24 protein-coding genes are annotated in these 25,748 nt (G+C 56.9%); 19 read left to right on the top strand and 5 right to left on the bottom strand.

The genetic code is table 11. The features are described from left to right. The first annotated feature begins 45 nt into the window (after positions 1 to 45). The 3 genes from pldB to N6P30_RS20180 all read left to right on the top strand — a co-directional run bounded on the left by pldB (position 46) and on the right by N6P30_RS20180 (position 2,852). Positions 46 to 1,038 (top strand): lysophospholipase L2, encoded by a 993-nt coding sequence (gene pldB, locus N6P30_RS20190; RefSeq protein WP_021242853.1) that lies wholly within the window; start codon positions 46 to 48, stop codon positions 1,036 to 1,038. Between the two features lie 31 nt (positions 1,039 to 1,069). Then, the gene (gene yigL / locus N6P30_RS20185) at positions 1,070 to 1,870 is read left to right on the top strand and encodes a sugar/pyridoxal phosphate phosphatase YigL (RefSeq protein ID WP_021242854.1); all 801 of its coding nucleotides are present in this window, start codon (positions 1,070 to 1,072) and stop codon (positions 1,868 to 1,870) included. A gap of 82 nt (positions 1,871 to 1,952) precedes the next feature. Then, positions 1,953 to 2,852 carry a carboxylate/amino acid/amine transporter gene (locus N6P30_RS20180; RefSeq protein WP_008501530.1) on the top strand — a complete coding sequence of 300 codons (900 nt, stop codon included), beginning with the start codon at positions 1,953 to 1,955 and terminating at the stop codon, positions 2,850 to 2,852. Here the strand turns inward: N6P30_RS20180 and metR are convergent. Next, positions 2,740 to 3,693, bottom strand: coding sequence for an HTH-type transcriptional regulator MetR (gene metR, locus N6P30_RS20175; RefSeq protein ID WP_021242855.1), 954 nt, complete (start codon positions 3,691 to 3,693; stop codon positions 2,740 to 2,742). The two genes, N6P30_RS20180 and metR, sit on opposite strands and share 113 nt — an antisense overlap. Positions 3,694 to 3,808: 115 nt before the next feature. Between metR and metE the strand changes: the two genes are divergently transcribed. Beyond that, positions 3,809 to 6,070 (top strand): 5-methyltetrahydropteroyltriglutamate--homocysteine S-methyltransferase, encoded by a 2,262-nt coding sequence (gene metE / locus N6P30_RS20170; protein ID WP_021242856.1) that lies wholly within the window; start codon positions 3,809 to 3,811, stop codon positions 6,068 to 6,070. A gap of 44 nt (positions 6,071 to 6,114) precedes the next feature. On the opposite strand, the gene N6P30_RS20165 is transcribed toward metE, so the two are convergent. Next, positions 6,115 to 6,921 carry a dienelactone hydrolase family protein gene (locus N6P30_RS20165; RefSeq protein WP_023293562.1) on the bottom strand — a complete coding sequence of 269 codons (807 nt, stop codon included), beginning with the start codon at positions 6,919 to 6,921 and terminating at the stop codon, positions 6,115 to 6,117. 255 nt (positions 6,922 to 7,176) lie between these two features. On the opposite strand from N6P30_RS20165, the gene udp reads away from it, so the two are divergent. From udp to tatD, 9 genes are all read left to right on the top strand, one after another. Further along, complete coding sequence (gene udp, locus N6P30_RS20160; protein WP_023293561.1) at positions 7,177 to 7,938, top strand: uridine phosphorylase; 762 nt, start codon at positions 7,177 to 7,179, stop codon at positions 7,936 to 7,938. A 140-nt stretch (positions 7,939 to 8,078) separates the two neighbouring features. Further along, on the top strand, positions 8,079 to 9,536 hold the full coding sequence (gene rmuC / locus N6P30_RS20155) for a DNA recombination protein RmuC (RefSeq protein ID WP_021242858.1): 1,458 nt from the start codon (positions 8,079 to 8,081) through the stop codon (positions 9,534 to 9,536). A 66-nt stretch (positions 9,537 to 9,602) separates the two neighbouring features. Then, entirely contained in the window at positions 9,603 to 10,358 is a 756-nt protein-coding gene (ubiE, locus tag N6P30_RS20150) for a bifunctional demethylmenaquinone methyltransferase/2-methoxy-6-polyprenyl-1,4-benzoquinol methylase UbiE (protein WP_008501525.1), read from the top strand. A 13-nt stretch (positions 10,359 to 10,371) separates the two neighbouring features. Next, positions 10,372 to 10,977, top strand: coding sequence for a ubiquinone biosynthesis protein UbiJ (ubiJ, locus tag N6P30_RS20145; RefSeq protein ID WP_008501524.1), 606 nt, complete (start codon positions 10,372 to 10,374; stop codon positions 10,975 to 10,977). After that, positions 10,974 to 12,614: a ubiquinone biosynthesis regulatory protein kinase UbiB gene (gene ubiB, locus N6P30_RS20140; protein ID WP_008501523.1), complete on the top strand. Its 1,641-nt coding sequence runs from the start codon at positions 10,974 to 10,976 to the stop codon at positions 12,612 to 12,614. The genes ubiJ and ubiB overlap by 4 nt, the downstream gene beginning before the upstream one ends. A gap of 76 nt (positions 12,615 to 12,690) precedes the next feature. Continuing rightward, a complete protein-coding gene (gene tatA, locus N6P30_RS20135) occupies positions 12,691 to 12,945 on the top strand; it encodes a Sec-independent protein translocase subunit TatA (protein ID WP_008501522.1) in 255 nt (84 codons plus the stop codon). A gap of 3 nt (positions 12,946 to 12,948) precedes the next feature. Then, the gene (tatB, locus tag N6P30_RS20130) at positions 12,949 to 13,491 is read left to right on the top strand and encodes a Sec-independent protein translocase protein TatB (RefSeq protein ID WP_023293560.1); all 543 of its coding nucleotides are present in this window, start codon (positions 12,949 to 12,951) and stop codon (positions 13,489 to 13,491) included. 2 nt (positions 13,492 to 13,493) lie between these two features. Beyond that, complete coding sequence (gene tatC, locus N6P30_RS20125; RefSeq protein ID WP_008501520.1) at positions 13,494 to 14,264, top strand: Sec-independent protein translocase subunit TatC; 771 nt, start codon at positions 13,494 to 13,496, stop codon at positions 14,262 to 14,264. 41 nt (positions 14,265 to 14,305) lie between these two features. Then, positions 14,306 to 15,088, top strand: a complete 783-nt coding sequence (gene tatD / locus N6P30_RS20120) for a 3'-5' ssDNA/RNA exonuclease TatD (protein ID WP_023293559.1) — start codon at positions 14,306 to 14,308, stop codon at positions 15,086 to 15,088. On the opposite strand, the gene rfaH is transcribed toward tatD, so the two are convergent. Further along, complete coding sequence (gene rfaH, locus N6P30_RS20115) at positions 15,085 to 15,576, bottom strand: transcription/translation regulatory transformer protein RfaH (protein WP_021242861.1); 492 nt, start codon at positions 15,574 to 15,576, stop codon at positions 15,085 to 15,087. The two genes, tatD and rfaH, sit on opposite strands and share 4 nt — an antisense overlap. A 170-nt stretch (positions 15,577 to 15,746) precedes the next feature. Between rfaH and ubiD the strand changes: the two genes are divergently transcribed. Continuing rightward, the gene (gene ubiD / locus N6P30_RS20110) at positions 15,747 to 17,240 is read left to right on the top strand and encodes a 4-hydroxy-3-polyprenylbenzoate decarboxylase (RefSeq protein WP_008501517.1); all 1,494 of its coding nucleotides are present in this window, start codon (positions 15,747 to 15,749) and stop codon (positions 17,238 to 17,240) included. Between the two features lie 42 nt (positions 17,241 to 17,282). Further along, on the top strand, positions 17,283 to 17,984 hold the full coding sequence (fre, locus tag N6P30_RS20105; protein WP_023293558.1) for an NAD(P)H-flavin reductase: 702 nt from the start codon (positions 17,283 to 17,285) through the stop codon (positions 17,982 to 17,984). 162 nt (positions 17,985 to 18,146) lie between these two features. Here the strand turns inward: fre and fadA are convergent, their stop codons facing one another. Both fadA and fadB read right to left on the bottom strand, forming a co-directional pair. Next, a complete protein-coding gene (gene fadA, locus N6P30_RS20100; protein ID WP_023293557.1) occupies positions 18,147 to 19,310 on the bottom strand; it encodes an acetyl-CoA C-acyltransferase FadA in 1,164 nt (387 codons plus the stop codon). A gap of 9 nt (positions 19,311 to 19,319) precedes the next feature. Further along, positions 19,320 to 21,509 (bottom strand): fatty acid oxidation complex subunit alpha FadB, encoded by a 2,190-nt coding sequence (fadB, locus tag N6P30_RS20095; protein WP_023293556.1) that lies wholly within the window; start codon positions 21,507 to 21,509, stop codon positions 19,320 to 19,322. Positions 21,510 to 21,698: 189 nt separating this feature from the next. Here fadB and pepQ point away from each other — a divergent pair, with 189 nt between their 5' ends. The 4 genes from pepQ to hemG are packed head-to-tail and all read left to right on the top strand — an operon-like array spanning position 21,699 to position 25,691. Continuing rightward, positions 21,699 to 23,030, top strand: a complete 1,332-nt coding sequence (gene pepQ, locus N6P30_RS20090) for a Xaa-Pro dipeptidase (RefSeq protein ID WP_008501513.1) — start codon at positions 21,699 to 21,701, stop codon at positions 23,028 to 23,030. Then, complete coding sequence (locus tag N6P30_RS20085; RefSeq protein WP_008501512.1) at positions 23,030 to 23,644, top strand: IMPACT family protein; 615 nt, start codon at positions 23,030 to 23,032, stop codon at positions 23,642 to 23,644. The genes pepQ and N6P30_RS20085 overlap by 1 nt, the downstream gene beginning before the upstream one ends. 39 nt (positions 23,645 to 23,683) lie before the next feature. After that, positions 23,684 to 25,135, top strand: coding sequence for a Trk system potassium transporter TrkH (gene trkH, locus N6P30_RS20080; RefSeq protein WP_008501511.1), 1,452 nt, complete (start codon positions 23,684 to 23,686; stop codon positions 25,133 to 25,135). A 10-nt stretch (positions 25,136 to 25,145) separates the two neighbouring features. Next, entirely contained in the window at positions 25,146 to 25,691 is a 546-nt protein-coding gene (gene hemG, locus N6P30_RS20075; protein ID WP_008501510.1) for a menaquinone-dependent protoporphyrinogen IX dehydrogenase, read from the top strand. Positions 25,692 to 25,748: the final 57 nt, after the last annotated feature.

Raw genomic sequence — 25,748 nt, 5'->3', positions numbered from 1 at the left:
GTTACGAAAAAACGATATTCCTTGGCTTAGGTGAGTAGAAACCCAATGTTTCAGCAGAAAAAGGACTGGGAAACACGAGAAAACGCATTTGCTGCTTTCTCCATGGGGCCGCTGACCGATTTCTGGCGCCAGCGTGAGGAAGATGAGTTTACGGGCGTCGGCGATATTCCAGTACGCTTTGTGCGTTTTCACGACAAGAAAAATGACCGGGTCATTGTGGTCTGCCCCGGACGTATTGAGAGCTACATCAAATACGCCGAACTGGCCTATGACCTGTTCCATCTGGGCTTCGATGTGCTGATTATCGATCACCGCGGGCAGGGGCTTTCAGGGCGCCTGTTATCGGATACCCATCGCGGCCACGTGGATAACTTCAGCGATTACGTCGACGATCTCGCCGCGTTCTGGCAGCAGGAGGTCGAGCCAGGCCCCTGGCGGAAGCGCTATATTCTGGCGCACTCAATGGGCGGTGCGATTTCAACGCTGTTTTTACAGCGCCACACTCACCAGTGCGACGCCATTGCGCTCACCGCGCCGATGTATGGCATCGTCATGCGTTTTCCTGACTGGATGGTACGCCATATTCTCGACTGGGCTGAGGGCCATCAGCGCATTCGGGAAGGCTATGCCATCGGCACGGGACGCTGGCGGGCGCTGCCGTTTGCGATGAACGTGCTGACGCACAGTCGCCAGCGCTATCGTCGTAACCTGCGTTTTTATGCCGATGAGCCCCGCCTGCGCGTGGGTGGCCCGACATATCACTGGGTACGGGAAGGTATCCTTGCCGGTGAGCAGGTGCTGGCTGGTGTCGACAACGACGACACGCCAACACTCCTGATTCAGGCGGAAGAAGAGCGTGTGGTGGATAACCGCATGCATGACCGCTATTGTGAACTGCGCGCTGCCGCCGGTCACCCTTGTGAAGGGGGAAAACCGCTGGTCATTAACGGCGCGTACCATGAGATCCTTTTTGAAAAGGACGCTATGCGCTCAGTCGCGCTCAACGCCATTGTTGAATTTTTCAACAGGCATAATTGATTTTTGTTTTCCACCAGAGGTTGAAATCCCTATGTACCAGGTTGTTGCATCTGATTTAGATGGCACGCTGCTTTCCCCTGACCACACCTTGTCGCCTTACGCGAAAGAGACCCTGAAGCTTCTGACCGCCCGTGGCGTGAACTTCGTATTTGCCACCGGCCGCCACCACGTCGACGTGGGGCAGATCCGCGATAATCTTGAGATCAAATCGTACATGATCACCTCCAACGGTGCGCGTGTGCACGATACCGACGGCAACCTGATCTTTACCCACAACCTGGATCGCGATATTGCCGCCGATCTGTTCGGCGTGGTGCACAACAACCCGGCTATCGTTACGAACGTTTACCGCGACGACGACTGGTTCATGAACCGCCACCGCCCGGATGAGATGCGTTTCTTCAAGGAAGCCGTATTCAACTACTCCCTGTACGAGCCAGGCCTGCTGGAGCCGGAGGGGATCAGCAAGGTGTTCTTCACCTGCGACAGCCACGAAGAGCTGCTGCCGCTGGAACAGGCGATCAACGCCCGCTGGGGCGATCGCGTCAACGTCAGCTTCTCAACCCTGACCTGTCTGGAAGTGATGGCGGGAGGCGTCTCCAAAGGGCACGCGCTGGAAGCGGTCGCGAAACGTCTGGGCTTCGAGCTGAAAGACTGTATCGCCTTTGGTGACGGCATGAACGATGCTGAAATGCTGTCGATGGCGGGTAAGGGCTGCATCATGCAGAACGCGCATCAGCGTCTGAAAGATCTGCACCCGGAGCTGGAGGTGATTGGTTCTAACGCTGACAACGCGGTACCGAAATACCTGCGCAAGCTGTTCCTTGAATAATCTTCATTCGGTTGTTTATTGCTCAGTTGTCAACTAAAGAGTTCGCTACAATGCCTGTCCTTCTTTCTGAGAGACAAGCATTGTGGCGCTACTCATTATCACCACTATCCTGTGGGCCTTCTCCTTTAGCCTGATTGGCGAATACCTTGCCGGTTCGGTCGACAGCTACTTCTCGGTGCTGATGCGCGTGGGGCTGGCGGCGCTGGTGTTCCTGCCGTTTCTGCGCACGCGCGGGCAGTCGCTGAAAACGATTGTGCTGTATATGCTGGTGGGGGCGATGCAGCTCGGCATCATGTACCTGTTCAGCTTCCGGGCTTACGTCTACCTGTCCGTCTCGGAATTCCTGCTGTTCACCGTGCTAACGCCGCTCTATATCACGCTGATCTACGATTTGCTTAGCAAGCGCCGCCTGCGTTGGGGATATCTGCTGAGTGCGGCGCTGGCGGTGATTGGCGCAGCAATTATTCGCTACGACAAAGTGAGCGATCACTTCTGGACCGGGCTGATGTTCGTCCAGCTCGCCAACATCAGCTTCGCCATCGGCATGGTGGGCTACAAACGCCTGATGGAAACCCGTCCGATGCCGCAGCATAACGCGTTTGCGTGGTTCTACATGGGGGCCGCGATCGTCGCGGTGGCGGCGTGGTTTATGCTGGGTAACCCGCAAAAGCTGCCTACCACCACCGTACAGTGGGGTGTTCTGGTCTGGCTGGGCGTCGTGGCTTCCGGGTTGGGGTACTTCATGTGGAACTACGGCGCGACGCAGGTCGACGCCGGTACGCTCGGGATCATGAACAACGTACATGTTCCTGCAGGGCTGCTGGTCAACCTTGCCATCTGGCAGCAACAGCCGCACTGGCCAAGCTTCCTTATTGGGGGAGCGGTGATCCTGGCTTCGCTGTGGGTCCATCGACGCTGGGTCGCTCCGCGCTCCGCACAAACGGAAGATGGTCGCACGCGTGGTTCCGCGCTGAGCGAATAAACGCCTCCGTAATCGGCTGACGCTGCTCGCCATCGCGCACGGCGGCGTACAGCCGGCTCCACAGTCCTTCACCCAGGGTTTTGGTGATCACCAGGCCCTGGCGTTCAAAACTCTCCACCACCCAGTGCGGCAGCGCCGCGATACCCATGCTGGCCGCCACCATCTGAATCAACAGTAGGGTGTTATCCACGCTTTTCAACTGCGGGCTAATGCCTGCGGGCTGCAGGAAGTGGCGCCAGATATCCAGACGACTGCGCTGCACCGGGTAAATCAGCAGCGTTTCCGTTGCCAGGTCTTCCGGCGTGATGCGCGTTTTGGTCGCCAGCGGATGGTCCGGTGCCAGCACCAGGCGCACCTCATAATCAAACATCGGCGAATAGTGCAGGCCGCTGCGCGGCAGAATATCGGACGTCATCACCAGATCCAGCTCGCCCTGCTGCAGCGAGGGCTGCGGGTCGAACGTCACGCCGGATTTAAAGTCCATCTCCACCTGCGGCCACTTCTGGCGGAAGTTCTCAAGCGCGGGGGTCAGCCACTGAATACAGCTGTGGCACTCAATGGCGATACGCAGCGTGGTCTGCTGCGGTTCGTTACACGCCTGCAGCGCGCTGGCGATCTGCGGCAGAACCTGATTCGCCAGCTGAAGCAAAATTTCGCCCTGCGGCGTAAAGCGCAGCGGCTGGCTCTTACGCACAAAAAGACGGAAGCCGAGGCGTTGTTCCAGATCGCTGAACTGGTGAGAAAGGGCGGACTGGGTCTGGTGCAGCGTGGCCGCCGCTGCCGCGAGCGATCCGCAGTTCCGCAACGCTTGCAGCGTTTTCAGGTGTTTTATCTCGATCATGAAAGTCCTTCACTTCGCCATGAACATTTTGCGCTTGAGGAATATACAGTACCTGCCAATTATAGAAGTGTAAACATCTGGACGTCTAAATAACGAATTTCACAAGGGGCATACCATGACAATCCGCAATCACACTCTCGGTTTCCCTCGCGTTGGCCTGCGTCGCGAGCTGAAAAAAGCGCAAGAAAGCTACTGGGCGGGGAACGCCACCCGTGAAGAACTGCTGGCGGTGGGGCGCGAGCTGCGCGCCCGTCACTGGGCGCAGCAGAAGCAGGCGGGGATTGACCTGCTGCCGGTGGGCGATTTCGCCTGGTACGACCATGTTCTGACGACCAGCCTGCTGCTTGGCAACGTGCCGGCTCGTCATCAGAACAACGATGGATCGGTAGATATCGATACCCTGTTCCGCATCGGCCGTGGCCGTGCGCCAACGGGTGAGCCAGCGGCAGCGGCGGAAATGACCAAGTGGTTTAACACTAACTATCACTATATGGTGCCGGAGTTCGTAAAAGGGCAGCAGTTCAGGCTGACCTGGACGCAGCTTCTGGATGAAGTGGACGAAGCGCTGGCGCTGGGCCACCAGGTGAAACCCGTACTGTTGGGGCCGGTGACCTATCTGTGGTTGGGGAAAGTCAAAGGCGAGCCGTTTGACCGGCTCAGCCTGCTGAAGGATATTCTGCCGGTCTATAAGCAGGTGCTGATTGAGCTGGGCAAGCGCGGCATTCAGTGGGTGCAAATCGACGAGCCCGCGCTGGTGCTCGAGCTGCCGCAGGAGTGGCTTGATGCTTTCAAACCGGCTTACGATGCACTCAACGGGCAGGTGAAGCTGTTGCTTACCACCTACTTTGAAGGTGTGACGCCGAACCTCAGCACCATCACCAGATTGCCGGTGCAGGGTCTGCACGTTGACCTGGTGCATGGCAAAGATGACGTCGCAGAACTGCACAAGCGCCTGCCAGCAGACTGGCTGCTCTCCGCCGGTCTGGTCAACGGCCGTAACGTCTGGCGCGCCGATCTGACCGAGAAATACGCCCAAATTAAAGACATCGTCGGCAAACGCGAGCTTTGGGTGGCTTCATCCTGCTCGCTGCTGCACAGTCCGATCGATCTGAGCGTGGAAACCCGTCTCGACCCTGAAGTAAAAAGCTGGTTTGCCTTCGCCCTGCAAAAATGTGAAGAGCTGGCGCTGCTGCGCGATGCGCTGAACAGCGGCGACACGGCGGCGATTAACGCATGGAGTGCACCGATCCAGGCACGTCGTCACTCGGCGCGCGTGCATAACCCGGCAGTGGAAAAACGCCTGGCGGCCATCACCGCCCGGGACAGCCAGCGTCAGAGCCCGTATGAAGTCCGTGCCGAAGCCCAGCGCGCCCGGTTCAACCTGCCCGCGTGGCCAACCACCACTATCGGTTCCTTCCCGCAGACCACCGAAATCCGCGGCCTGCGTCTGGACTTCAAAAAGGGGAATCTGGATGCGAATCACTACCGCACCGGGATTGCCGAACACATCAAGCAGGCGATTATCGAGCAGGAGCGGCTGGGGCTGGACGTGCTGGTGCACGGCGAGGCCGAGCGTAACGACATGGTGGAATACTTCGGTGAACACCTGGACGGGTTCGTCTTTACCCAGAACGGCTGGGTGCAAAGCTATGGCTCCCGCTGCGTCAAGCCGCCGGTGGTCATCGGTGACGTCAGCCGTCCGGAGCCGATCACGGTTGAGTGGGCGAAGTACGCCCAGTCCCTGACCGACAAGCCGGTAAAAGGCATGCTCACCGGTCCGGTGACCATCCTTTGCTGGTCCTTCCCGCGTGAGGACGTGACCCGCGAGACCATCGCGAAGCAAATCGCGCTGGCGCTGCGTGATGAAGTGGCGGATCTGGAAGCTGCAGGCATAGGCATCATCCAGATTGACGAACCGGCCCTGCGCGAAGGTCTGCCGCTGCGCCGCAGCGACTGGGATGCCTACCTGAAGTGGGGCGTGGAGGCGTTTCGCATCAACGCCGCGGTGGCGAAGGACGACACCCAGATCCACACCCACATGTGTTACTGCGAATTCAACGACATCATGGATTCGATTGCCGCGCTGGACGCTGACGTGATCACCATCGAGACCTCGCGTTCAGACATGGAGCTGCTGGAGTCGTTTGAAGAATTCGACTACCCGAACGAAATCGGTCCGGGAGTGTACGACATCCACTCTCCGAACGTGCCGAGCGTGGAGTGGATTGAGTCGCTGCTGAAAAAAGCGGCCCAGCGCATTCCGGCAGAGCGTCTGTGGGTGAACCCGGACTGCGGCCTGAAAACTCGCGGCTGGCCGGAGACGCGTGCCGCGCTGGCGAACATGGTGAAGGCGGCGCAAAACTTGCGTCAGGCTTGATGATGCGTAGGCCCGGTAAGGCGTAGACGCCACCGGGCTTTTTTTTACGCTTTTTTACCGCCGTACTGGCTGAACCACGCCAGCATTCTCTGCCAGCCGTCTTTGGCTGATTCCGCGTGATAGCTCGGACGATAATCCGCGTTAAACGCGTGCCCGGCATCCGGATACACCACGATCTCCGCCTTCGCATTGGCCGCACGGAGCGCATGGCGCATGGTCTCTACCGAATCCAGCGAAATACCGGTGTCCTGACCGCCATACAGCCCTAATACGGGGGCATTCAGCTCCGTGGCGATATCCACGGGATGTTTCGGTGAATTGAGCGTTTTTTCACCTACCAGTTTACCGTACCAGGCCACAGCGGCTTTAAGCTGCGGGTTATGCGCGGCATACAGCCAGCTGATGCGTCCGCCCCAGCAGAAACCGGTGACCAGCAGACGATGGGGATCGCCCCCGTTGCGCGCCGCCCAGCTGGCGACGTGGTCGAGATCGGCCAGCACCTGCGCATCCGGGACTTTGCTGACCAGGTTGCTGAGCAAGGTGGGAATATCGCTGTAATCGTTCGGATCGCCCTGGCGAAAGTAGAGCTCTGGCGCAACGGCCAGATAGCCTTCCAGCGCCAGCCGGCGGCAGAGGTCGCGAATGTGTTCGTGAACGCCGAAAATTTCCTGGACCACGATTACGATGGGCAGCGGACCGTCTGCCGATTTTGGTCGGGCGTGGTAAGCAGGCATATTCTCTCCCTGCGAGGGAATAGAGGTCTCACCCGCCGTGATGGCCTCTTCAGACGTTGAGACGATGGTTGAGGCATACGGGGCCGCAGCAGGTGCAAAACCGGTTTTTTCAGTCATGGCATTCTCCGTACCAATGAGTTAGCGCAAAGGTAAATATAGTCACCAGGTTAACAACTCACAGTGCCTTAAACGGTCTATCTTTTGTGCAGCACCTGACGATATAACTTGTTAATGTGATGTAAATCACTTTTTTATGGAAATTCAATGCAATCATTTTCATTCATGGTGAGATGTGTCACGAAATTATGCTTTCCGCTTCTGTAAAGTACCGTTTTACTTCTTCTGACTAACCGACCCACAGAGGAGTCACCTATGTCTAAGTCTGATGTTTTTCATCTCGGCCTCACTAAAAAAGATTTACAAGGGGCTACGCTCGCTATCGTCCCTGGCGATCCGGAGCGTGTGGAAAAGATCGCCGCGCTGATGGATAAGCCGGTTAAGCTGGCAGCCCATCGTGAATTCACCACCTGGCGCGCAGAGCTGGATGGTAAAGCCGTGATCGTGTGTTCTACCGGTATCGGTGGCCCGTCTACGTCTATTGCTGTTGAAGAGCTGGCACAGCTGGGCATTCGTACTTTCCTGCGTATCGGTACGACCGGTGCTATTCAGCCGCACATCAACGTGGGCGACGTGCTGGTCACGACCGCGTCCGTGCGTCTGGATGGCGCAAGCCTGCACTTTGCGCCGATGGAATTCCCGGCAGTAGCAGACTTTGAATGTACCACCGCGCTGGTTGAAGCCGCGAAATCCGTTGGCGCGACCACTCACGTGGGTGTAACCGCTTCGTCCGATACCTTCTATCCCGGTCAGGAGCGTTACGACACCTTCTCTGGCCGCGTGGTAAGCCGCTTCAAAGGCTCTATGGAAGAGTGGCAGTCCATGGGCGTGATGAACTACGAAATGGAATCCGCCACGCTGCTGACCATGTGCGCAAGCCAGGGCCTGCGTGCCGGTATGGTGGCGGGCGTTATCGTCAACCGTACTCAGCAGGAGATCCCGAACGCTGAAACCATGAAGCAGACCGAAAGTCATGCGGTGAAAATCGTGGTTGAAGCCGCGCGTCGCCTGATCTAATCCTCTCCTTTCGAAATCAAAGGCCGACACGTTCGGCCTTTATTTTTTGCGTAGCGCCTCGCAGGAAAACCCTTTCAAACTGGACGTTTATACAGCACAATCTTATTTTGTGCGGGTAATACGTTGATGCAGGGGGCATTGTGGATATCTCAGTCCTGATTTATGCGGTGATTGCGCTGGCGGGCGTGGCGATAGGCTGGCTCATTTCCAGCTATCAGCATGCACAGCAGAAGGCCGATCAACTGGCTGAACGCGAAGAGATCGTCGCCGAATTAAGCGCGGCAAAGCAGCAGCTTGCGCTGAGTGATCACTGGCGAGAGGAGTGCGAGTTACTCAACAACGAGCTGCGCAACCTGAGAGATATCAACACCTCGCTGGAGGCCGATCTCCGCGAAGTGACTACCCGTCTGGAATCCACTCAACTGCATGCGGAAGATAAAATCCGCCAGATGATCAACAGCGAGCAGCGCCTCAGCGAACAGTTTGAAAACCTCGCGAACCGTATTTTTGAGCACAGCAACCGCCGCGTTGACGAGCAGAACCGCCAGAGCCTGAACAGCCTGCTGACGCCCCTGCGTGAACAGCTGGACGGCTTCCGCCGCCAGGTACAGGACAGCTTTGGTCAGGAAGCCCGAGAGCGGCACACCCTGGCGCATGAAATCCGCAATCTCCAGCAGCTGAATGCCCAGATGGCGCAGGAGGCGGTCAACCTCACCCGCGCGCTTAAAGGGGATAACAAAACCCAGGGCAACTGGGGAGAAGTGGTGCTGACCCGCGTCCTGGAAGCCTCTGGCCTGCGGGAAGGGTATGAATACGAAACCCAGGTGAGTATCGAAAACGATGCCCGCTCGCGAATGCAGCCGGATGTGATTGTGCGGCTGCCGCAGGGCAAAGATGTGGTGATTGACGCCAAAATGACGCTGGTGGCGTATGAGCGTTACTTCAATGCGGAAGATGACTACACCCGAGAATCGGCGCTGCAGGAGCACATTGCCTCGGTACGCAATCATATTCGCCTGCTCGGCAGGAAAGACTATCAGCAGCTACCGGGGCTGCGCTCGCTGGACTATGTCCTGATGTTTATTCCGGTAGAGCCCGCGTTTCTGCTGGCACTCGACAGGCAGCCTGAACTCATCACCGAAGCGCTCAAAAATAATATTATGCTGGTCAGCCCCACCACGCTGCTGGTGGCCTTACGCACGATTGCGAACCTGTGGCGCTACGAGCACCAGAGCCGCAACGCGCAGCAGATTGCCGACCGCGCCAGCAAGCTGTACGACAAAATGCGCCTCTTCGTGGACGACATGTCCTCAGTCGGGCAGAGCCTGGACCGCGCGCAGGATAACTACCGTCAGGCGATGAAAAAACTCGCCTCAGGACGTGGCAATCTTCTGGCGCAGGCCGAATCATTCCGCAGCCTGGGGGTTGAGGTGAAACGCGAGATTAATCCGGAATTGGTTGAACAGGCTACCGCCCAGGACGACGAGTTTCGCCTGCGTGAAGGGGCGGACGAACAAAAGACAAACAGTGAAGACAACACGTTAGCGGTGGATTTATCACCAGACGAGACTCCGGCGCGTTTCTTTCGCGGTGGTTGAAACGTAGGGCAATTGCGCCCAATCTGTTACACTTCACGAACATTTTACTGATAAGCAGGCTCTGAGATGGTTGACGATTCACAAGACACAACGCACTTTGGCTTTCAGACTGTCGCCAAAGCGCAGAAAGCTGACATGGTGGCCCACGTATTTCATTCCGTGGCGGCGAAGTACGATGTGATGAATGACCTGATGTCGTTCGGCATTCATCGCTTGTGGAAGCGCTTCACTATCGACTGTAGCGGCGTGCGTCGTGGACAAACAGTGCTGGATTTAGCCGGTGGTACGGGCGATTTAACCGCGAAATTCTCTCGTCTGGTGGGCGAAACCGGGCGCGTTGTCCTCGCCGATATTAATGACTCCATGCTCAAAATGGGCCGCGAAAAGCTGCGTAACATCGGCGTGGTGGGGAATGTGGAATATGTGCAGGCAAATGCCGAAGCGCTGCCGTTCCCGGATAATACCTTTGACTGCATCACGATCTCCTTCGGTCTGCGTAACGTGACCGATAAAGAAAAAGCGCTGCGCTCCATGTATCGCGTGCTGAAGCCGGGTGGACGCCTGCTGGTGCTCGAATTCTCCAAACCGATTATCGAGCCGCTGAGCAAAGCTTACGACGCCTATTCCTTCCACGTGCTGCCGCGCATCGGTGAGCTGGTGGCTAACGACGCGGAAAGCTATCGCTATCTGGCGGAATCTATCCGTATGCACCCGGACCAAGACACCTTAAAAGCCATGATGCAGGATGCTGAATTCGAGAACGTTGAATATTTCAACCTGACGGCGGGTGTCGTCGCGCTGCATCGCGGTTACAAGTTCTGAGTGGAGGTGTCCCGTGCCCTTTAAACCCTTAGTCTCCGCAGGTATCGAAAACGTACTGAATGCCTTTCTCTATCGTGCGCCAGCGCTGAAAGCTGCGCGTCAGCGGCTAAACGGGAAGGTATTACGCATTGTTTTAAAAGAGTTCTCGACGCCGCTTGTGCTGGTCTTCAGCGAACGCCAGCTTGACGTTCTGGGGGCGTGGGAAGGTGACGCCGACTGCTCGGTCATCACGCACATGAGCGTGCTGCCAAAACTGCGCGATCGCCAGCAATTAACGGCACTTATCCGCAGCGGTGAGCTGGAAGTGGAAGGCGACATTCAGGTCGTGCAGAACTTCGTTGCGCTTACCGATCTGGCGGAGTTTGATCCGGCAGAGCTGCTCGCGCCGTTTATCGGTGACATTGCCGCGGAAGGCATCGGGAAGGTTCTTCATGGTGGCGCGTCCTTTGCGCGTAAAAGCCTGCTACGTCAGCAACGCTATGCGGCGGAAGTACTGACTGAAGAGTGGCGAATGGCCCCCGGACCGCTGGAAGTGGCATGGTTTGCGGAAGAAACCGCTGCTGTTGAACGTGCGGTTGATGCGTTAACCAAACGGCTGGAAAAACTGGAGGGCAAATGACGCCTGGTGAAATTCGGCGCCTCTACTTCATTATTCGTACCTTTTTGAGCTACGGGCTCGACGAGCTTATCCCTAAAATGCGTATCACGCTGCCGCTTCGTATCTGGCGGCGGATGCTGTTCTGGATGCCTAACCGCCATAAAGGTCAGCCGCTGGGCGAACGCCTGCGCCTGGCGCTGCAGGAGCTTGGCCCGGTATGGATTAAGTTCGGGCAGATGCTGTCGACCCGCCGCGATCTCTTTCCGCCGCACATTGCCGATGAACTGGCGATGCTGCAGGACCGTGTTGCCCCGTTTGACGGGGTGAGGGCGAAGAAACAGATCGAAGAGGCGATGGGTAATCTTCCCGTTGAAACCTGGTTTGACGATTTCGAAATAGAACCGCTGGCGTCGGCTTCTATTGCTCAGGTGCACACTGCGCGTCTGAAAGAAAACGGCAAAGAGGTGGTAATTAAGGTGATCCGCCCGGATATTCTGCCGATCATTAAAGCCGACATGAAGCTGATTTACCGTCTGGCCCGTTGGGTTCCGCGTTTATTACCTGATGGCCGCCGACTGCGCCCGATGGAAGTGGTGCGGGAATATGAAAAAACGCTGATTGATGAGCTTAACCTGCTGCGCGAATCGGCAAACGCTATTCAGCTGCGTCGCAACTTTGAAAACAGCCCGATGCTTTATGTCCCTGAAGTCTATTCTGACTACTGCAGCCAGAACATGATGGTGATGGAGCGTATCTACGGTATTCCGGTTTCGGATGTGGTGGCCCTGGAGAAGCAGGGAACGAACATGAAGCTGTTGGCCGAGCGTGGCGTGCAGGTCTTCTTCACCCAGGTGTTCCGCGACAGCTTTTTCCATGCGGACATGCACCCGGGCAATATCTTCGTGAGCTACGAGCACCCTGAGGATCCGAAGTATATCGGTATCGACTGCGGGATTGTGGGGTCGCTGAATAAAGAAGATAAACGGTATCTGGCCGAGAACTTCATCGCGTTCTTCAACCGCGACTACCGTAAGGTGGCCGAGCTGCACGTCGATTCCGGCTGGGTGCCGCCGGACACCAACGTCGAAGAGTTCGAGTTTGCGATCCGGACCGTTTGCGAACCGATTTTTGAAAAACCGCTGGCGGAAATCTCCTTCGGACATGTGCTGTTGAACCTGTTCAACACGGCTCGCCGCTTTAATATGGAAGTTCAGCCACAGCTAGTTTTACTTCAGAAAACACTACTTTACGTTGAGGGTGTAGGCCGACAGCTCTATCCTCAGTTAGACTTGTGGAAGACCGCGAAACCCTTCCTGGAATCCTGGATCAAGGATCAGGTTGGCATTCCGGCGCTGGTGCGCTCGCTGAAAGAAAAAGGCCCGTTCTGGATAGAAAAAATGCCTGAAATTCCTGAACTGGTTTATGACAGTTTGCGTCAGAGCAAGAACCTTCAGCACAGCATGGATAAAATCGCTCGCGAACTTCAGTCCAGCCGTGTTCGCCAGGGCCAGTCACGCTATCTCTTTGGGATTGGCGCAACGCTGCTGCTGAGCGGCACGCTGCTGCTGATCAACCGCCCGGAGTGGCAGATGATGCCCGCCTGGCTGATGGCCGCCGGGGTGGTTGTCTGGCTTGCCGGATGGCGAAAAACGCGCTGAGTTTGCGTCGCTATCGACAGGTCGCATACGTATAATGCGACCTGACTTATTAATCATCTATCCCTGAGGAACATGTATGGGTGGTATCAGTATCTGGCAATTGTTGATCATTGCCGTCATCGTCGTGCTGCTGTTTGGCACCAAAAAGCTCGGTTCTATTGGTTCCGATCTGGGCGCGTCTATCAAAGGCTTCAAAAAAGCGATGAGCGATGATGAGAGCAAGCAGGATAAAACCAGCCAGGACGCTGACTTTACTGCTAAATCCATCACCGACAAGCAAGAAGAAGCCAAAAAGGAAGACGCTAAACGCCACGATAAAGAGCAGGTGTAAGTCGTGTTCGACATTGGTTTTAGTGAGCTCCTGCTGGTCTTTGTGATTGGCCTGATCGTGCTGGGGCCTCAGCGTCTGCCGGTGGCGGTGAAAACCGTTGCGGGCTGGGTTCGTGCGCTGAGATCGCTGGCATCGACCGTTCAGAATGAACTGGCCCAGGAGCTTAAGCTGCAGGAATTTCAGGAAAGCCTGAAAAAGGTTGAGAAGGCGAGCATGGATAACCTGACGCCGGAACTGAAAGCGTCAATGGATGAGCTGCGCGAAGCGGCGGAATCCATGAAGCGCTCCTATAGCATCAACGATCCTGAAAAAGCGAGCGACGAAGCGAACACCATCCATAACCCGGTGGTGAAGGGCAGCGAAGAACAGCGTGAGGGCGTCACGCCTGCCAGCGCTGAACATCAGGCTGCTGCGCCTGAACAGACGCCGCAGGAAACCAAAGTGAAAAAACAGGTGCAGCCGGAAAAGCCCGTGGTTAACGCTGCCGAGGCAAAGCCCGCCGCGCCCGTTTCCGAATCATCCCCCTCGTCGAGTGATAAAGCGTAAACATGGCTGTAGATGATACTCAACCGCTGATTACGCACCTCATAGAGCTGCGTAAGCGTCTGTTAAACTGCATTATTGCGGTTCTCGTTATTTTTCTATGCCTGGTCTATTTCGCCAACGATATCTACCAGGTGGTTTCTGCGCCGCTGATCAAGCAAATGCCGCTGGGCGCAACGATGATTGCAACAGACGTTGCTTCTCCGTTCTTTACCCCCATCAAGTTGACCTTTTGGGTGTCGTTGATTGCCTCTGCGCCCGTCATTCTGTACCAGGTGTGGGCCTTTGTGGCGCCGGCACTGTATAAGCACGAACGCAAGCTGGTCATTCCGCTGCTGGTATCCAGTTCGCTGCTGTTCTATATCGGCATGGCGTTTGCCTATTTCGTTGTCTTCCCGCTGGCCTTCGGCTTCCTGACGCATACCGCGCCGGAAGGCGTCCAGGTGTCGACGGATATCGCCAGCTATCTTAGCTTTGTGATGGCGCTGTTTATGGCGTTTGGGGTGGCATTCGAAGTGCCGGTGGCCATTGTGCTGCTCTGCTGGGTAGGGGTAACCACACCGGATGACCTGCGTAAGAAGCGTCCGTATATCCTGGTCGGCGCCTTCGTTGTCGGCATGCTGTTGACCCCGCCGGATGTATTCTCCCAGACGCTGCTGGCCATACCGATGTACTGCCTGTTTGAGGTCGGCGTCTTCTTCTCACGGTTCTACGTGGGTAAAGGGCGTCGGTCGGATGACGAAGACGATACGTCCGATAAGACCACTGAAGAGTAAAACCAGCCGCCCGTCAGGGCGGTTGTTATATGGGGATTCGCATGTTTGATATCGGACTCAACCTGACCAGCTCGCAGTTTGCGAAAGATCGCGATGAGGTGGTTGCGCGCGCGTTTGCCGCCGGGGTGAAAGGACTGCTGCTGACGGGCACCAACCTGCATGAGAGCGAGCAGGCGCAGCAGCTGGCGCAACGCTATGAACGCTGTTGGTCTACCGCTGGCGTGCATCCTCACGACAGCAGCCAGTGGACCCCGGAAAGCGGGGAAACCCTGCGCAGGCTGGCGAAGACACCAGAAGTGGTAGCGATTGGCGAATGCGGCCTCGATTTCAACCGTAACTTTTCCACGCCTGAAGAGCAGGAAAAGGCGTTCACTGCTCAGCTTGCGGTGGCGGCAGAGCTTGAAATGCCCGTATTTATGCACTGCCGCGACGCGCATGAGCGTTTCCTGACTCTGCTGGATCCGTGGCTCGAGAAACTGCCCGGCGCGGTGCTGCACTGTTTTACCGGCTCACGGCAGGAGGCGCTGGAGTGCCTGGAGCGCGGGCTTTATCTGGGGATTACCGGCTGGGTTTGCGATGAGCGCCGCGGGCTTGAGCTTCGGGAGCTGCTACCCGCGATCCCGGCTGACCGGTTGCTCCTTGAAACGGATGCGCCCTATCTGCTCCCGCGCGATATGCAACCCAAACCGGCATCGCGACGCAATGAGCCCGCTTATCTGGGGCACATAGTTGAGCGCGTCGCGACGTGGCGCGGAGAGGATCCGCACTGGCTTTCCGCACAGACGGATGACAACGTGCGTAATCTGTTTGGGATAAACGTTTAAAGTTTGCGGAAGTCGGTGTTTTTAACGCTCTGCAGCACCTGCTTGTTCAGCAGATTAAGCAACAGCATAGAGCGCGCTTCTCCGTCCGGCTCGGCAAAAATCGCCTGAAGGCCTTCGAAAGCCCCTTCGGTAATCACGACGCTATCGCCCGTGTAGGGCGTTTCCGGGTCGGTAAGGTCTTCGGGCTGCTGATAAATCGACAGCTGGTGGATGACCGATGGGGGAACCGTCGCGGGGTGGGCGCCAAAGCGAACAAAATGGCTGACGCCGCGCGTGGCGCTGATGGTGGTGGTGTGGATGACCTCCGGATCAAACTCCACGAACAGGTAGTTTGGGAACAACGGCTCGCTAACGGTTGTGCGCTTCCCGCGCTGCATTTTTTCAAGCGTGATCACGGGCGTCAGGCAATTAACTGACTGACGTTCAAGATGTTCCTGCGCGCGCTGAAGTTGCCCGCGTTTGCAATACAGTAAATACCAGGCCTGCATAATCACTCTTTCCCTTAGTTCGGGGCGCAAGCATATCAAAACCCTGGCGGGATCGCTAAGTTGATTATAATGGGCGAAAATGGGACAGAACGCATAACTTCACGCTAATTTAACAAAATTACAGCATCAAGCAGTCTTACGCCGTATAATGAAGCGCTTACAGAGAGGCCATGATTAACTGCATGAAATACCACGATCTCCGCGACTTCCTGACGCTGCTGGAAAAGCAGGGTGAACTCAAACGTATTACCCTTCCTGTCGATCCTTATCTGGAGATGACAGAAATTGCTGACCGCACCCTGCGTGCCGGTGGCCCCGCATTACTGTTTGAAAATCCGAAAGGGTACGCCATGCCGGTGCTGTGCAACCTGTTTGGTACACCGCGTCGCGTCGCACTGGGGATGGGGCAGGAAGACGTCACGGCCCTGCGCGAAGTCGGTAAGCTGCTGGCCTTCCTGAAAGAGCCGGAGCCGCCGAAAGGCTTCCGCGATCTGTTCGACAAGCTGCCGCAGTTTAAGCAGGTGCTAAACATGCCCACCAAACGCCTGCGCGGCGCGCCCTGCCAGCAGAAGGTGCTGGAAGGCGATGCGGTTGATTTGACTAAAATCCCTATCATGCAGTGCTGGCCGGAAGATGCCGCGCCGCTGATCACCTGGGGACTGACCGTCACGCGCGGTCCGCACAAAGAGCGCCAGAATCTTGGTATTTACCGCCAGCAGTTGATTGGCAAGAATAAGCTCATCATGCGCTGGCTGTCGCATCGCGGCGGCGCGCTCGATTTCCAGGAGTGGTGTGCTGCGCGTCCGGGTGAACGTTTCCCGGTGTCTGTCGCGCTCGGCGCCGATCCGGCCACCATTCTCGGGGCCGTCACGCCCGTACCGGATACGCTCTCGGAATATGCCTTTGCAGGCCTGCTGCGCGGAACGAAAACGGAAGTCGTGAAGTGTATCTCAAACGATCTCGAAGTTCCGGCCAGTGCAGAAATTGTGCTGGAAGGTTACATTGAGCAGGGTGAACTGGCGCCAGAAGGCCCTTACGGCGACCACACCGGCTATTACAACGAAGTGGATAACTTCCCGGTGTTTACCGTGACGCACATTACGCAGCGTGAAGATGCGATTTATCACTCCACGTATACCGGGCGTCCACCGGATGAACCGGCAGTACTGGGCGTGGCGCTAAATGAAGTGTTTGTGCCGATCCTGCAAAAGCAGTTCCCGGAAATTGTTGATTTTTACCTGCCGCCTGAAGGATGCTCGTATCGCCTGGCAGTGGTCACGATGAAGAAGCAGTATCCTGGTCACGCGAAACGCGTGATGATGGGCGTGTGGTCTTTCCTGCGCCAGTTTATGTATACCAAATTTGTTATTGTCTGCGATGATGACGTTAACGCCCGCGACTGGAATGACGTAATCTGGGCTATTACCACGCGAATGGACCCGGCGCGCGATACGGTGTTAGTCGAAAACACGCCGATAGATTACCTGGATTTTGCCTCGCCGGTTTCCGGCCTTGGCTCAAAAATGGGACTGGATGCCACAAATAAATGGCCTGGCGAAACCGATCGTGAATGGGGTCGCCCGATCAAAAAAGATCCTGCTGTGACCGCGCGCATTGATGCGATCTGGGACGAACTGGCCATAATGAATAACGGTAAACCCTGAACTGACCGTTAAGCCCTATAGACTTCCCGACAGAGAGAGCGAATGACAACCTTAAGCTGTAAAGTGACCTCGGTAGATGCCATCACCGACACCGTATATCGCGTCCGTTTAGTGCCAGAAGCGCCATTCTCTTTCCGCGCGGGTCAGTATCTGATGGTCGTGATGGATGAGCGTGATAAGCGTCCTTTCTCTATGGCCTCAACGCCAGCGGAGCAGGAATTTATTGAGCTTCATATTGGTGCGTCAGAGCTTAACCTGTATGCGATGGCCGTCATGGACCGCATTCTGAAAGAGCGCGAGATCGTGGTGGATATTCCGCACGGTGATGCGTGGCTGCGCGATGATGAAGACCGTCCGCTGATCCTGATTGCCGGTGGTACAGGCTTCTCCTACGTGCGCTCTATTCTGTTGACCGCACTGGCGCGTAACCCGGAACGTGATATCACCATCTACTGGGGCGGCCGCGAAGAGAAGCACCTGTATGACCTGTCCGAACTCGAAGCGCTGAGCGTCACCCATCCTAACCTGCGCATTGAGCCGGTGGTTGAGCAGCCGGAAGAGGGCTGGCGCGGGCGTAGCGGTACGGTACTGACGGCAGTGCTGCAGGATCACGGTACGCTGGCAGGACATGACATCTATATTGCAGGGCGTTTCGAGATGGCGAAAATCGCCCGCGATCTGTTCTGTAACGAACGTGATGCGCGTGAAGACCGCCTGTTTGGCGATGCGTTTGCCTTCATTTAAATAAAAAAACCCGCCCCTGACAGGCGGGAAGAACGGCAACTAAACTGTTTCTCTTCGCCAGTGACACGACCGGCGGCGAGGTACCTCTCGTAGGCCGGGAAAGCGCAGCGCCTCCCGGCAAAAGCCCGATGGCGCGATGCTTATCGGGCCTACGTTATAGCCTTACACTCTCTCAAACACCGTCGCGATACCCTGACCCAGACCGATACACATCGTTGCCAGACCAAACTGGGCATCTTTGCGTTCCATCAGGTTGATCAGCGTCGTGCTGATACGCGCCCCGGAACAGCCCAGCGGGTGTCCGAGGGCGATCGCGCCGCCGTTGAGGTTAATCTTCTCGTCGATCTGCTCCATCAGCCCCAGATCTTTAATGCACGGCAGGATCTGCGCGGCGAACGCTTCGTTCATCTCAAACAGATCGATGTCGCTGGCGGTTAAGCCCGCTTTTTTCAGCGCCAGCTTTGAAGCCGGAACCGGGCCGTAGCCCATGATCGACGGATCGCAGCCCACGACCGCCATCGAACGCACGCGGGCGCGAGGCGTTAACCCCAGCTCGCGGGCGCGACTTTCGCTCATCACCAGCATCGCGGCGGCGCCGTCGGACAACGCCGACGAGGTCCCTGCCGTGACCGTACCGGTGACGGGGTCAAACGCCGGACGCAGGTTGGAAAGCGCTTCGACGGTGGTTTCCGGGCGAATGACTTCATCGTAGCTGAACTGCTTCAGAACGCCGTCTGCATCGTGGCCGCCGGTCGGGATGATCTCGTTCTTAAAGGCACCGGACTGCGTGGCGGCCCAGGCGCGAGCGTGAGAGCGCGCGGCAAAGGCATCCTGCATTTCGCGGCTGATGCCGTGCAGGCGGGAGAGCATCTCGGCGGTCAGGCCCATCATCCCCGCAGCTTTCGCCACGTTGCGGCTCATGCCGGGATGGAAGTCGACCCCGTGGCTCATCGGCACGTGACCCATGTGCTCGACGCCGCCCACCATGCAAGCCTGCGCATCGCCGGTCATGATCATACGCGCCGCGTCGTGCAGCGCCTGCATTGACGAACCGCACAGGCGGTTGACGGTGACGGCCGGAACCGAATGCGGGATCTCCGCCAGCAGCGACGCGTTACGGGCGATGTTGAAGCCTTGCTCCAGGGTCTGCTGCACGCAGCCCCAGTAGATATCGTCCAGCGCAGCCGGATCCAGCGCCGGGTTACGCGCCAGCAGGCTACGCATCAGGTGCGCGGAGAGGTCTTCCGCACGCACGTTACGGAACGCGCCGCCTTTTGAACGGCCCATCGGGGTGCGAATCGCATCAACAATGACAACCTTTTCCATTGTGACTCCTTAAGCCGTTTTCAGCTCGCCAACCGGACGGGCTGGCTCAACTGCGGGATAGTAGGGTTCGTTATGGCGCGCTTTGTTACGCAGCCCTTCCGGCACTTCGTACAGCGGGCCGAGGTGCTGATACTGCTGAGCCATATCGAGATAGCGGGCGCTGCCGAGCGTGTCCAGCCAGCGGAACGCACCGCCGTGGAACGGAGGGAAGCCGAGGCCATACACCAGCGCCATGTCGGCTTCTGCCGGGCTGGCGATAATGCCTTCTTCGAGGCAACGCACCACTTCGTTAATCATCGGGATCATCATCCGGGCGATGATTTCATCGTCGGTGAAGTCGCGTTTTGGCTGACTGACGTCGGCCAGCAGGCCATCCACCGCCGGATCTTCTTCTTTCTTCGGTTTGCCTTTGCTGTCTTCTTTATAGCGCCAGAAGCCCAGGCCGTTTTTCTGACCGAAGCGGTTAGCGTCGAACAGCGCGTCAATCGCGTCGCGATAGTCTTTCTGCATGCGCTGCGGGAAACCTGCCGCCATCACCGCCTGGGCGTGGTGGGCGGTATCAATGCCCACAACGTCCAGCAGATACGCCGGGCCCATCGGCCAGCCGAACTGTTTTTCCATTACTTTGTCGATTTTGCGGAAGTCAGCGCCGTCGCGCAGCAGCTGGCTAAAACCGGCGAAGTAAGGGAACAGCACGCGGTTGACGAAGAAGCCCGGGCAGTCGTTAACGACGATCGGCGTTTTGCCCATCTTGCTGGCCCATGCCACCACTTTAGCGATGGTGTCGTCAGAGGTTTTTTCCCCGCGGATCACTTCGACCAGCGGCATACGGTGTACCGGGTTGAAGAAGTGCATACCGCAGAAGTTTTCCGGACGCTTCAGCACGCTCGCCAGTTCGCTGATGGGAATGGTGGAGGTGTTAGAGGCCAGAACGGTATCCGGGCGAACCTTGTCTTCCGTTTCCGCCAGCACTGCTTTTTTCACTTTCGGATTCTCGACGACGGCTTCGACCACCACGTCGACACGGTCGAAACCGCTGTATTCCAGCACGGGCTGAATGGTGGAGATCACGCCTGCGAGCTTCAGCCCGTCAATTTTGCCGCGCTCAAGCTGTTTATTCAGCAGCTTGGCCGCTTCGGTCATGCCCAGCGTCAGGGATTTCTCGTTGATGTCTTTCATCACCACCGGCACGCCTTTCCAGGCAGACTGGTAGGCGATGCCGCCACCCATAATGCCCGCGCCGAGTACCGCCGCATGTTTTGGCGTCTCAACGTTTTTGGTCAGCTGTTTGGCTTTACCCTTCACGAACTGATCGTTGAGGAAGATACCGACCAGCGCGCGCGCTTCATTGGTGTGCGCCAGCGGGACAAAGCTCTGATTTTCGAGCTTCAGCGCTTCATCGCGCCCGAAACGGGCAGCCGCTTCAATGGTTTTCACCGCCGTGATCGGCGCCGGGTAGTGTTTACCCGCCGTCTGCATCACCATGCCTTTGGCGATGGTGAAGCTCATGGTGGCTTCAATCTTGCTGAGTTTTAACGGCTCCAGCTTCGGCTGGCGTTTGGCCTTCCAGTCGAGCTCGCCGTTAATGGCCTGACGCAGAATGGCGAGTGCGCCTTCAACAAGCTTCTCATGTTTTACAACGCCGTCGACCAGGCCAATTTTCTGCGCCTGTTCTGCGCTGACGTCTTTACCCGCGGCAATGATCTCCAGCGCGCTGTCGGCGCCCAGCATGCGCGGCATACGGACGGAGCCGCCAAAGCCCGGCATAATGCCCAGCTTGGTTTCCGGCAGGCCGATGCGCAGATCCGGCGTCGCCAGGCGGTAGTCGGTCGCCAGCACGCACTCACAGCCGCCGCCCAGCGCGTAGCCGTTAACGGCGGAAATGGTCGGGACAGGCAGATCTTCCAGACGATTAAAGACGCTATTGGCAAAGTGCAGCCACTGGCTCAGCTGTTCTTCCGGCACCAGGAAGAGCGAAAGGAATTCGGTGATATCGGCACCGACGATAAAGGCCGCTTTGTTCGAGCGCAGCAGCAGCCCTTTTAATTCAGTTTGTTTTTCCAGAACATCCAGCGCCTGGCCAAGACTGGCCACCGTCGCGGTATCGAGCTTATTGACTGAGCCGGGGGCATCGAACACGAGTTCGGCAATGCCATCTTCCAGCCAGTTGAGGTACAGGGTGTCGCCTTTGTAGAGCATGTCAGTCTCCTGAATCCAGCAAGTGGATCTGGTCATACCAGATGAGTCGGAGTGTGGGATTTATGTTAATAAAATGCAAATTACTCATTAAGAAATTGCTGCATTGATCACGGTCGGTGGAAATCACGCAGGCGGAGTGAGGTGTGCTAAGATGCGATGACTTGAGGTCAAAAAACGAAAGGAATAATGATGGACTCACTGGCTTCGCTTTATAAAAATCATATCGTTACCCTACAGGAACGTACCCGCGATGTACTGGCCCGCTTTAAGCTGGATGCGCTGCTGATCCACTCCGGCGAGCTGATGAATACCTTTCTGGATGACCACGCTTATCCGTTTAAGGTGAACCCACAGTTTAAGGCCTGGGTACCAGTGACGCAGGTTCCCAACTGCTGGCTGCTGGTGGATGGTGTGAACAAGCCGAAACTGTGGTTCTACCTGCCGGTCGATTACTGGCACAACGTTGAGCCGCTGCCGACCTCTTTCTGGACGGAGGAAATTGAGGTCATTGCGCTGCCAAAAGCGGACGGCATTGGCGGCCAGCTGCCTGCCGCGCGTGGCAACATCGCTTATATTGGCCCTGTTCCGGAGCGTGCATTAAGCCTGGATATTGCGGCAGACAAGCTCAACCCGAAAGGGGTGCTGGATTACCTCCACTATTACCGCGCGTATAAAACTGACTACGAACTTTACTGCATGCGTGAAGCGCAAAAGACCGCGGTAAACGGTCACCGTGCGGCGCATGAAGCCTTCCAGTCCGGCATGAGCGAGTTCGATATCAACCAGGCGTACCTGACCGCCACCGGTCATCGCGATACCGACGTGCCGTACAGCAACATTGTCGCGCTCAACGAGCACGCGTCCGTCCTGCACTACACCAAACTGGATCACCAGGTTCCTTCAGAAATGCGCAGCTTCCTGCTGGACGCAGGGGCCGAGTACAACGGCTACGCGGCCGATCTGACCCGTACCTGGGCGGCAAATGCGGATACCGATTTTGCACAGCTGATCAAAGACGTGAACGATGAACAGCTGGCGCTGATTGGCACCATGAAGGCGGGAACCAGCTATGTGGACTACCACATCCAGTTCCATCAGCGCATTGCTAAACTGCTGCGTAAGCATCAGATTGTGAAAGACATGAGCGAAGAGGCGATGGTCGAGAACGATCTGACCGGGCCATTTATGCCGCACGGTATCGGCCACCCGCTGGGCCTGCAGGTGCACGACGTTGCGGGCTTTATGCAGGATGATACCGGTACGCACCTGGCGGCACCGTCTAAATATCCTTACCTGCGCTGCACCCGTATTCTGGAGCCGCGCATGGTGTTGACGATTGAACCGGGGATCTACTTTATCGAATCCCTGCTGGCGCCGTGGCGTGAAGGCCAGTTCAGCAAGCACTTCAACTGGGCAAAAATTGACGCGCTGAAGCCGTTTGGCGGCATTCGTATCGAAGATAACGTGGTGATTCACGAAAACGGTATCGAGAATATGACGCGAGACCTGAAGCTGGCCTGATGGAAAGCTGGCTGATACCGGCTGAACCGGTCACCTTTGTTGAGGAAATCAAGAAAAGCCGCTTTATTACGCTGCTGGCGCATACCGACGGCGTAGAGGCGGCAAAAGCGTTTGTCGAGTCCGTCCGGGCTGAGCATCCTGACGCCCGTCACCACTGCGTGGCGTGGGTAGCAGGGCCGCCGGACGATTCGCAGCAGCTGGGGTTTTCCGATGACGGTGAACCGGCGGGCACGGCCGGTAAACCCATGCTCTCGCAGCTGATGGGTAGCGGCGTGGGTGAAATTACCGCCGTGGTGGTGCGCTACTACGGCGGCATCCTGTTAGGTACGGGTGGGCTGGTAAAAGCGTATGGCGGCGGCGTTCAGCAGGCACTGAATATCCTGAAGACCACCCGCAAAACGCCTCTCACCGAATATACTTTGTTATGCGATTACGCCCAGCTCTCGGGTATTGAAGCGCTGCTGAGGCAGTTTAACGGTGTCATCGCACACAGTGAATATCAGGCGATGGTGCAATTACGCGTGGCGCTTCCTCAGGCGGAACTGGCTGCTTTTTCAGCAAAACTGGCTGATTTTAGTCGTGGTTCGTTGCAATTGCTGCCGATTGAAGAATAATCCCCACCTCACTTTTGAATACCAAAGGAAGCGGCAGAGATGCATTTTCGTGCCATAACCCGAATCGTTGGACTGCTGGTCATACTCTTTTCCGGGACGATGATTATCCCTGGACTGGTGGCGCTTATCTACCGGGACGGGGCGGGGCGGGCATTTACCCAGACCTTCTTTGTCGCGCTGGCGATCGGCTCCCTGCTGTGGTGGCCGAACCGTCGTCAGAAAGGTGAGCTGAAATCTCGCGAAGGCTTTCTGATTGTGGTCCTGTTCTGGACGGTGCTGGGGAGCGTCGGTTCGCTGCCCTTTATCTTCTCTGAACAGCCTAACCTGAGCATCACGGATGCCTTCTTTGAATCCTTCTCCGGCTTAACGACGACCGGGGCCACGACGCTGGTGGGGCTGGATTCGCTGCCGCACGCGATTCTCTTTTATCGCCAGATGCTGCAGTGGTTCGGCGGTATGGGGATCATCGTCCTGGCGGTGGCCATCCTGCCGATTCTGGGCGTCGGGGGGATGCAGCTCTATCGCGCCGAAATGCCGGGACCGCTGAAAGATAACAAGATGCGGCCGCGTATTGCCGAGACGGCGAAAACCCTGTGGCTGATTTATGTCTTGCTGACGGTAGCCTGTGCGCTGGCGCTATGGTTTGCCGGGATGCCTGCGTTTGACGCTATCGGACACAGTTTTGCGACGATAGCCATCGGCGGGTTCTCCACCCACGATGCCAGCGTGGGCTATTTCGACAGCCCAACGATTAACACTATCATCGCCATTTTCCTGCTGATCTCCGGCTGTAACTACGGCCTGCATTTCTCTTTACTGAGCGGGCGCAGCCTGAAGGTGTACTGGCGTGACCCTGAGTTCCGCATGTTCATTGGGGTCCAGCTGACGCTGGTGATCATCTGTACGCTGGTGCTGTGGTTCCATGATGTCTATAACTCCGCGTTGACCACGCTAAACCAGGCCTTCTTCCAGGTGGTGTCGATGGCGACGACCGCCGGGTTTACCACGGACAGCATCGCCCGTTGGCCGCTGTTCCTGCCGGTGCTTCTGCTCTGTTCCGCGTTTATCGGCGGCTGTGCGGGGTCGACGGGCGGTGGTCTGAAGGTGATCCGTATTCTGCTGCTGTTCAAGCAGGGCAACCGTGAGCTGAAGCGTCTGGTCCACCCCAATGCAGTCTACAGCATTAAGCTGGGGAACCGCGCGCTGCCGGAACGTATCCTCGAAGCGGTGTGGGGATTCTTCTCGGCGTATGCGCTGGTCTTTATCGTCAGTATGCTGGCGATTATCGCGACGGGAGTGGATGATTTCTCCGCCTTTGCGTCCGTCGTCGCAACATTGAATAACCTCGGGCCTGGCCTGGGCGTGGTGGCGGATAACTTTGCCAGTATGAACCCGGTCGCGAAATGGATCCTCATCGCCAATATGCTGTTTGGTCGTCTTGAGGTCTTTACGCTGCTGGTGCTGTTCACCCCTACATTCTGGCGCGAGTAAGGAGCCGTTGATGAAAACACTGATTCTTTTTTCTACGCGAGACGGACAAACGCGTGAGATTGCCGCATACCTTGCATCGGAATTAAAAGAGTTGGGTATTTACTCGGATGTGGTGAACCTGAACCGTGCGGAACAGATTGCCTGGCAGGATTACGACCGCGTGGTGATTGGTGCATCTATTCGTTACGGGCATTTCCATCCGGCGCTGGATCGCTTTGTGAAAAAGCACACGGCAGTACTCAACAAAATGCCAGGCGCGTTTTACTCGGTCAATCTGGTTGCGCGTAAAGCGGAGAAGCGCACGCCACAGACCAACAGCTACACGCGCAAGTTTTTACTCAGCTCGCCGTGGCAGCCAGACCTGTGCGCCGTTTTTGCCGGCGCGCTGCGCTACCCTCGCTACCGCTGGTATGACCGCTTTATGATCCGTCTAATTATGAAGATGACGGGGGGAGAAACCGATACGCGTAAAGAAGTGGTTTATACCGACTGGTCGCAGGTAGCCAGTTTTGCGCGGGAAATCGCACATTTAACGGGCGATTCGCGACTTAAATAAGCGTTAAGTTTGAAAAGTGAGCGAACGAAAAGTTTTTTGTATTTTGTGCTTGTCACT

The organism is Enterobacter sp. PL1 (assembly GCF_945957325.1).
Classification (GTDB): domain Bacteria; phylum Pseudomonadota; class Gammaproteobacteria; order Enterobacterales; family Enterobacteriaceae; genus Enterobacter; species Enterobacter roggenkampii.
Note: the sequence above shows the minus strand (reverse complement) of the source record. Positions and strands in the feature narration are given on the sequence as shown.

Bases quoted from the DNA above. Each gene is read 5' to 3' on its own strand.
- pldB (WP_021242853.1), top strand. From the start codon at position 46: ATGTTTCAGCAGAAAAAGGACTGGGAAACACGAGAAAACGCATTTGCT.
- yigL (WP_021242854.1), top strand. From the start codon at position 1,070: ATGTACCAGGTTGTTGCATCTGATTTAGATGGCACGCTGCTTTCCCCT.
- metR (WP_021242855.1), bottom strand. From the start codon at position 3,693: ATGATCGAGATAAAACACCTGAAAACGCTGCAAGCGTTGCGGAACTGC.
- metE (WP_021242856.1), top strand. From the start codon at position 3,809: ATGACAATCCGCAATCACACTCTCGGTTTCCCTCGCGTTGGCCTGCGT.
- N6P30_RS20165 (WP_023293562.1), bottom strand. From the start codon at position 6,921: ATGACTGAAAAAACCGGTTTTGCACCTGCTGCGGCCCCGTATGCCTCA.
- udp (WP_023293561.1), top strand. From the start codon at position 7,177: ATGTCTAAGTCTGATGTTTTTCATCTCGGCCTCACTAAAAAAGATTTA.
- ubiE (WP_008501525.1), top strand. From the start codon at position 9,603: ATGGTTGACGATTCACAAGACACAACGCACTTTGGCTTTCAGACTGTC.
- ubiB (WP_008501523.1), top strand. From the start codon at position 10,974: ATGACGCCTGGTGAAATTCGGCGCCTCTACTTCATTATTCGTACCTTT.
- tatA (WP_008501522.1), top strand. From the start codon at position 12,691: ATGGGTGGTATCAGTATCTGGCAATTGTTGATCATTGCCGTCATCGTC.
- tatC (WP_008501520.1), top strand. From the start codon at position 13,494: ATGGCTGTAGATGATACTCAACCGCTGATTACGCACCTCATAGAGCTG.
- tatD (WP_023293559.1), top strand. From the start codon at position 14,306: ATGTTTGATATCGGACTCAACCTGACCAGCTCGCAGTTTGCGAAAGAT.
- rfaH (WP_021242861.1), bottom strand. From the start codon at position 15,576: ATGCAGGCCTGGTATTTACTGTATTGCAAACGCGGGCAACTTCAGCGC.
- ubiD (WP_008501517.1), top strand. From the start codon at position 15,747: ATGATTAACTGCATGAAATACCACGATCTCCGCGACTTCCTGACGCTG.
- fre (WP_023293558.1), top strand. From the start codon at position 17,283: ATGACAACCTTAAGCTGTAAAGTGACCTCGGTAGATGCCATCACCGAC.
- fadA (WP_023293557.1), bottom strand. From the start codon at position 19,310: ATGGAAAAGGTTGTCATTGTTGATGCGATTCGCACCCCGATGGGCCGT.
- fadB (WP_023293556.1), bottom strand. From the start codon at position 21,509: ATGCTCTACAAAGGCGACACCCTGTACCTCAACTGGCTGGAAGATGGC.
- pepQ (WP_008501513.1), top strand. From the start codon at position 21,699: ATGGACTCACTGGCTTCGCTTTATAAAAATCATATCGTTACCCTACAG.
- N6P30_RS20085 (WP_008501512.1), top strand. From the start codon at position 23,030: ATGGAAAGCTGGCTGATACCGGCTGAACCGGTCACCTTTGTTGAGGAA.
- trkH (WP_008501511.1), top strand. From the start codon at position 23,684: ATGCATTTTCGTGCCATAACCCGAATCGTTGGACTGCTGGTCATACTC.
- hemG (WP_008501510.1), top strand. From the start codon at position 25,146: ATGAAAACACTGATTCTTTTTTCTACGCGAGACGGACAAACGCGTGAG.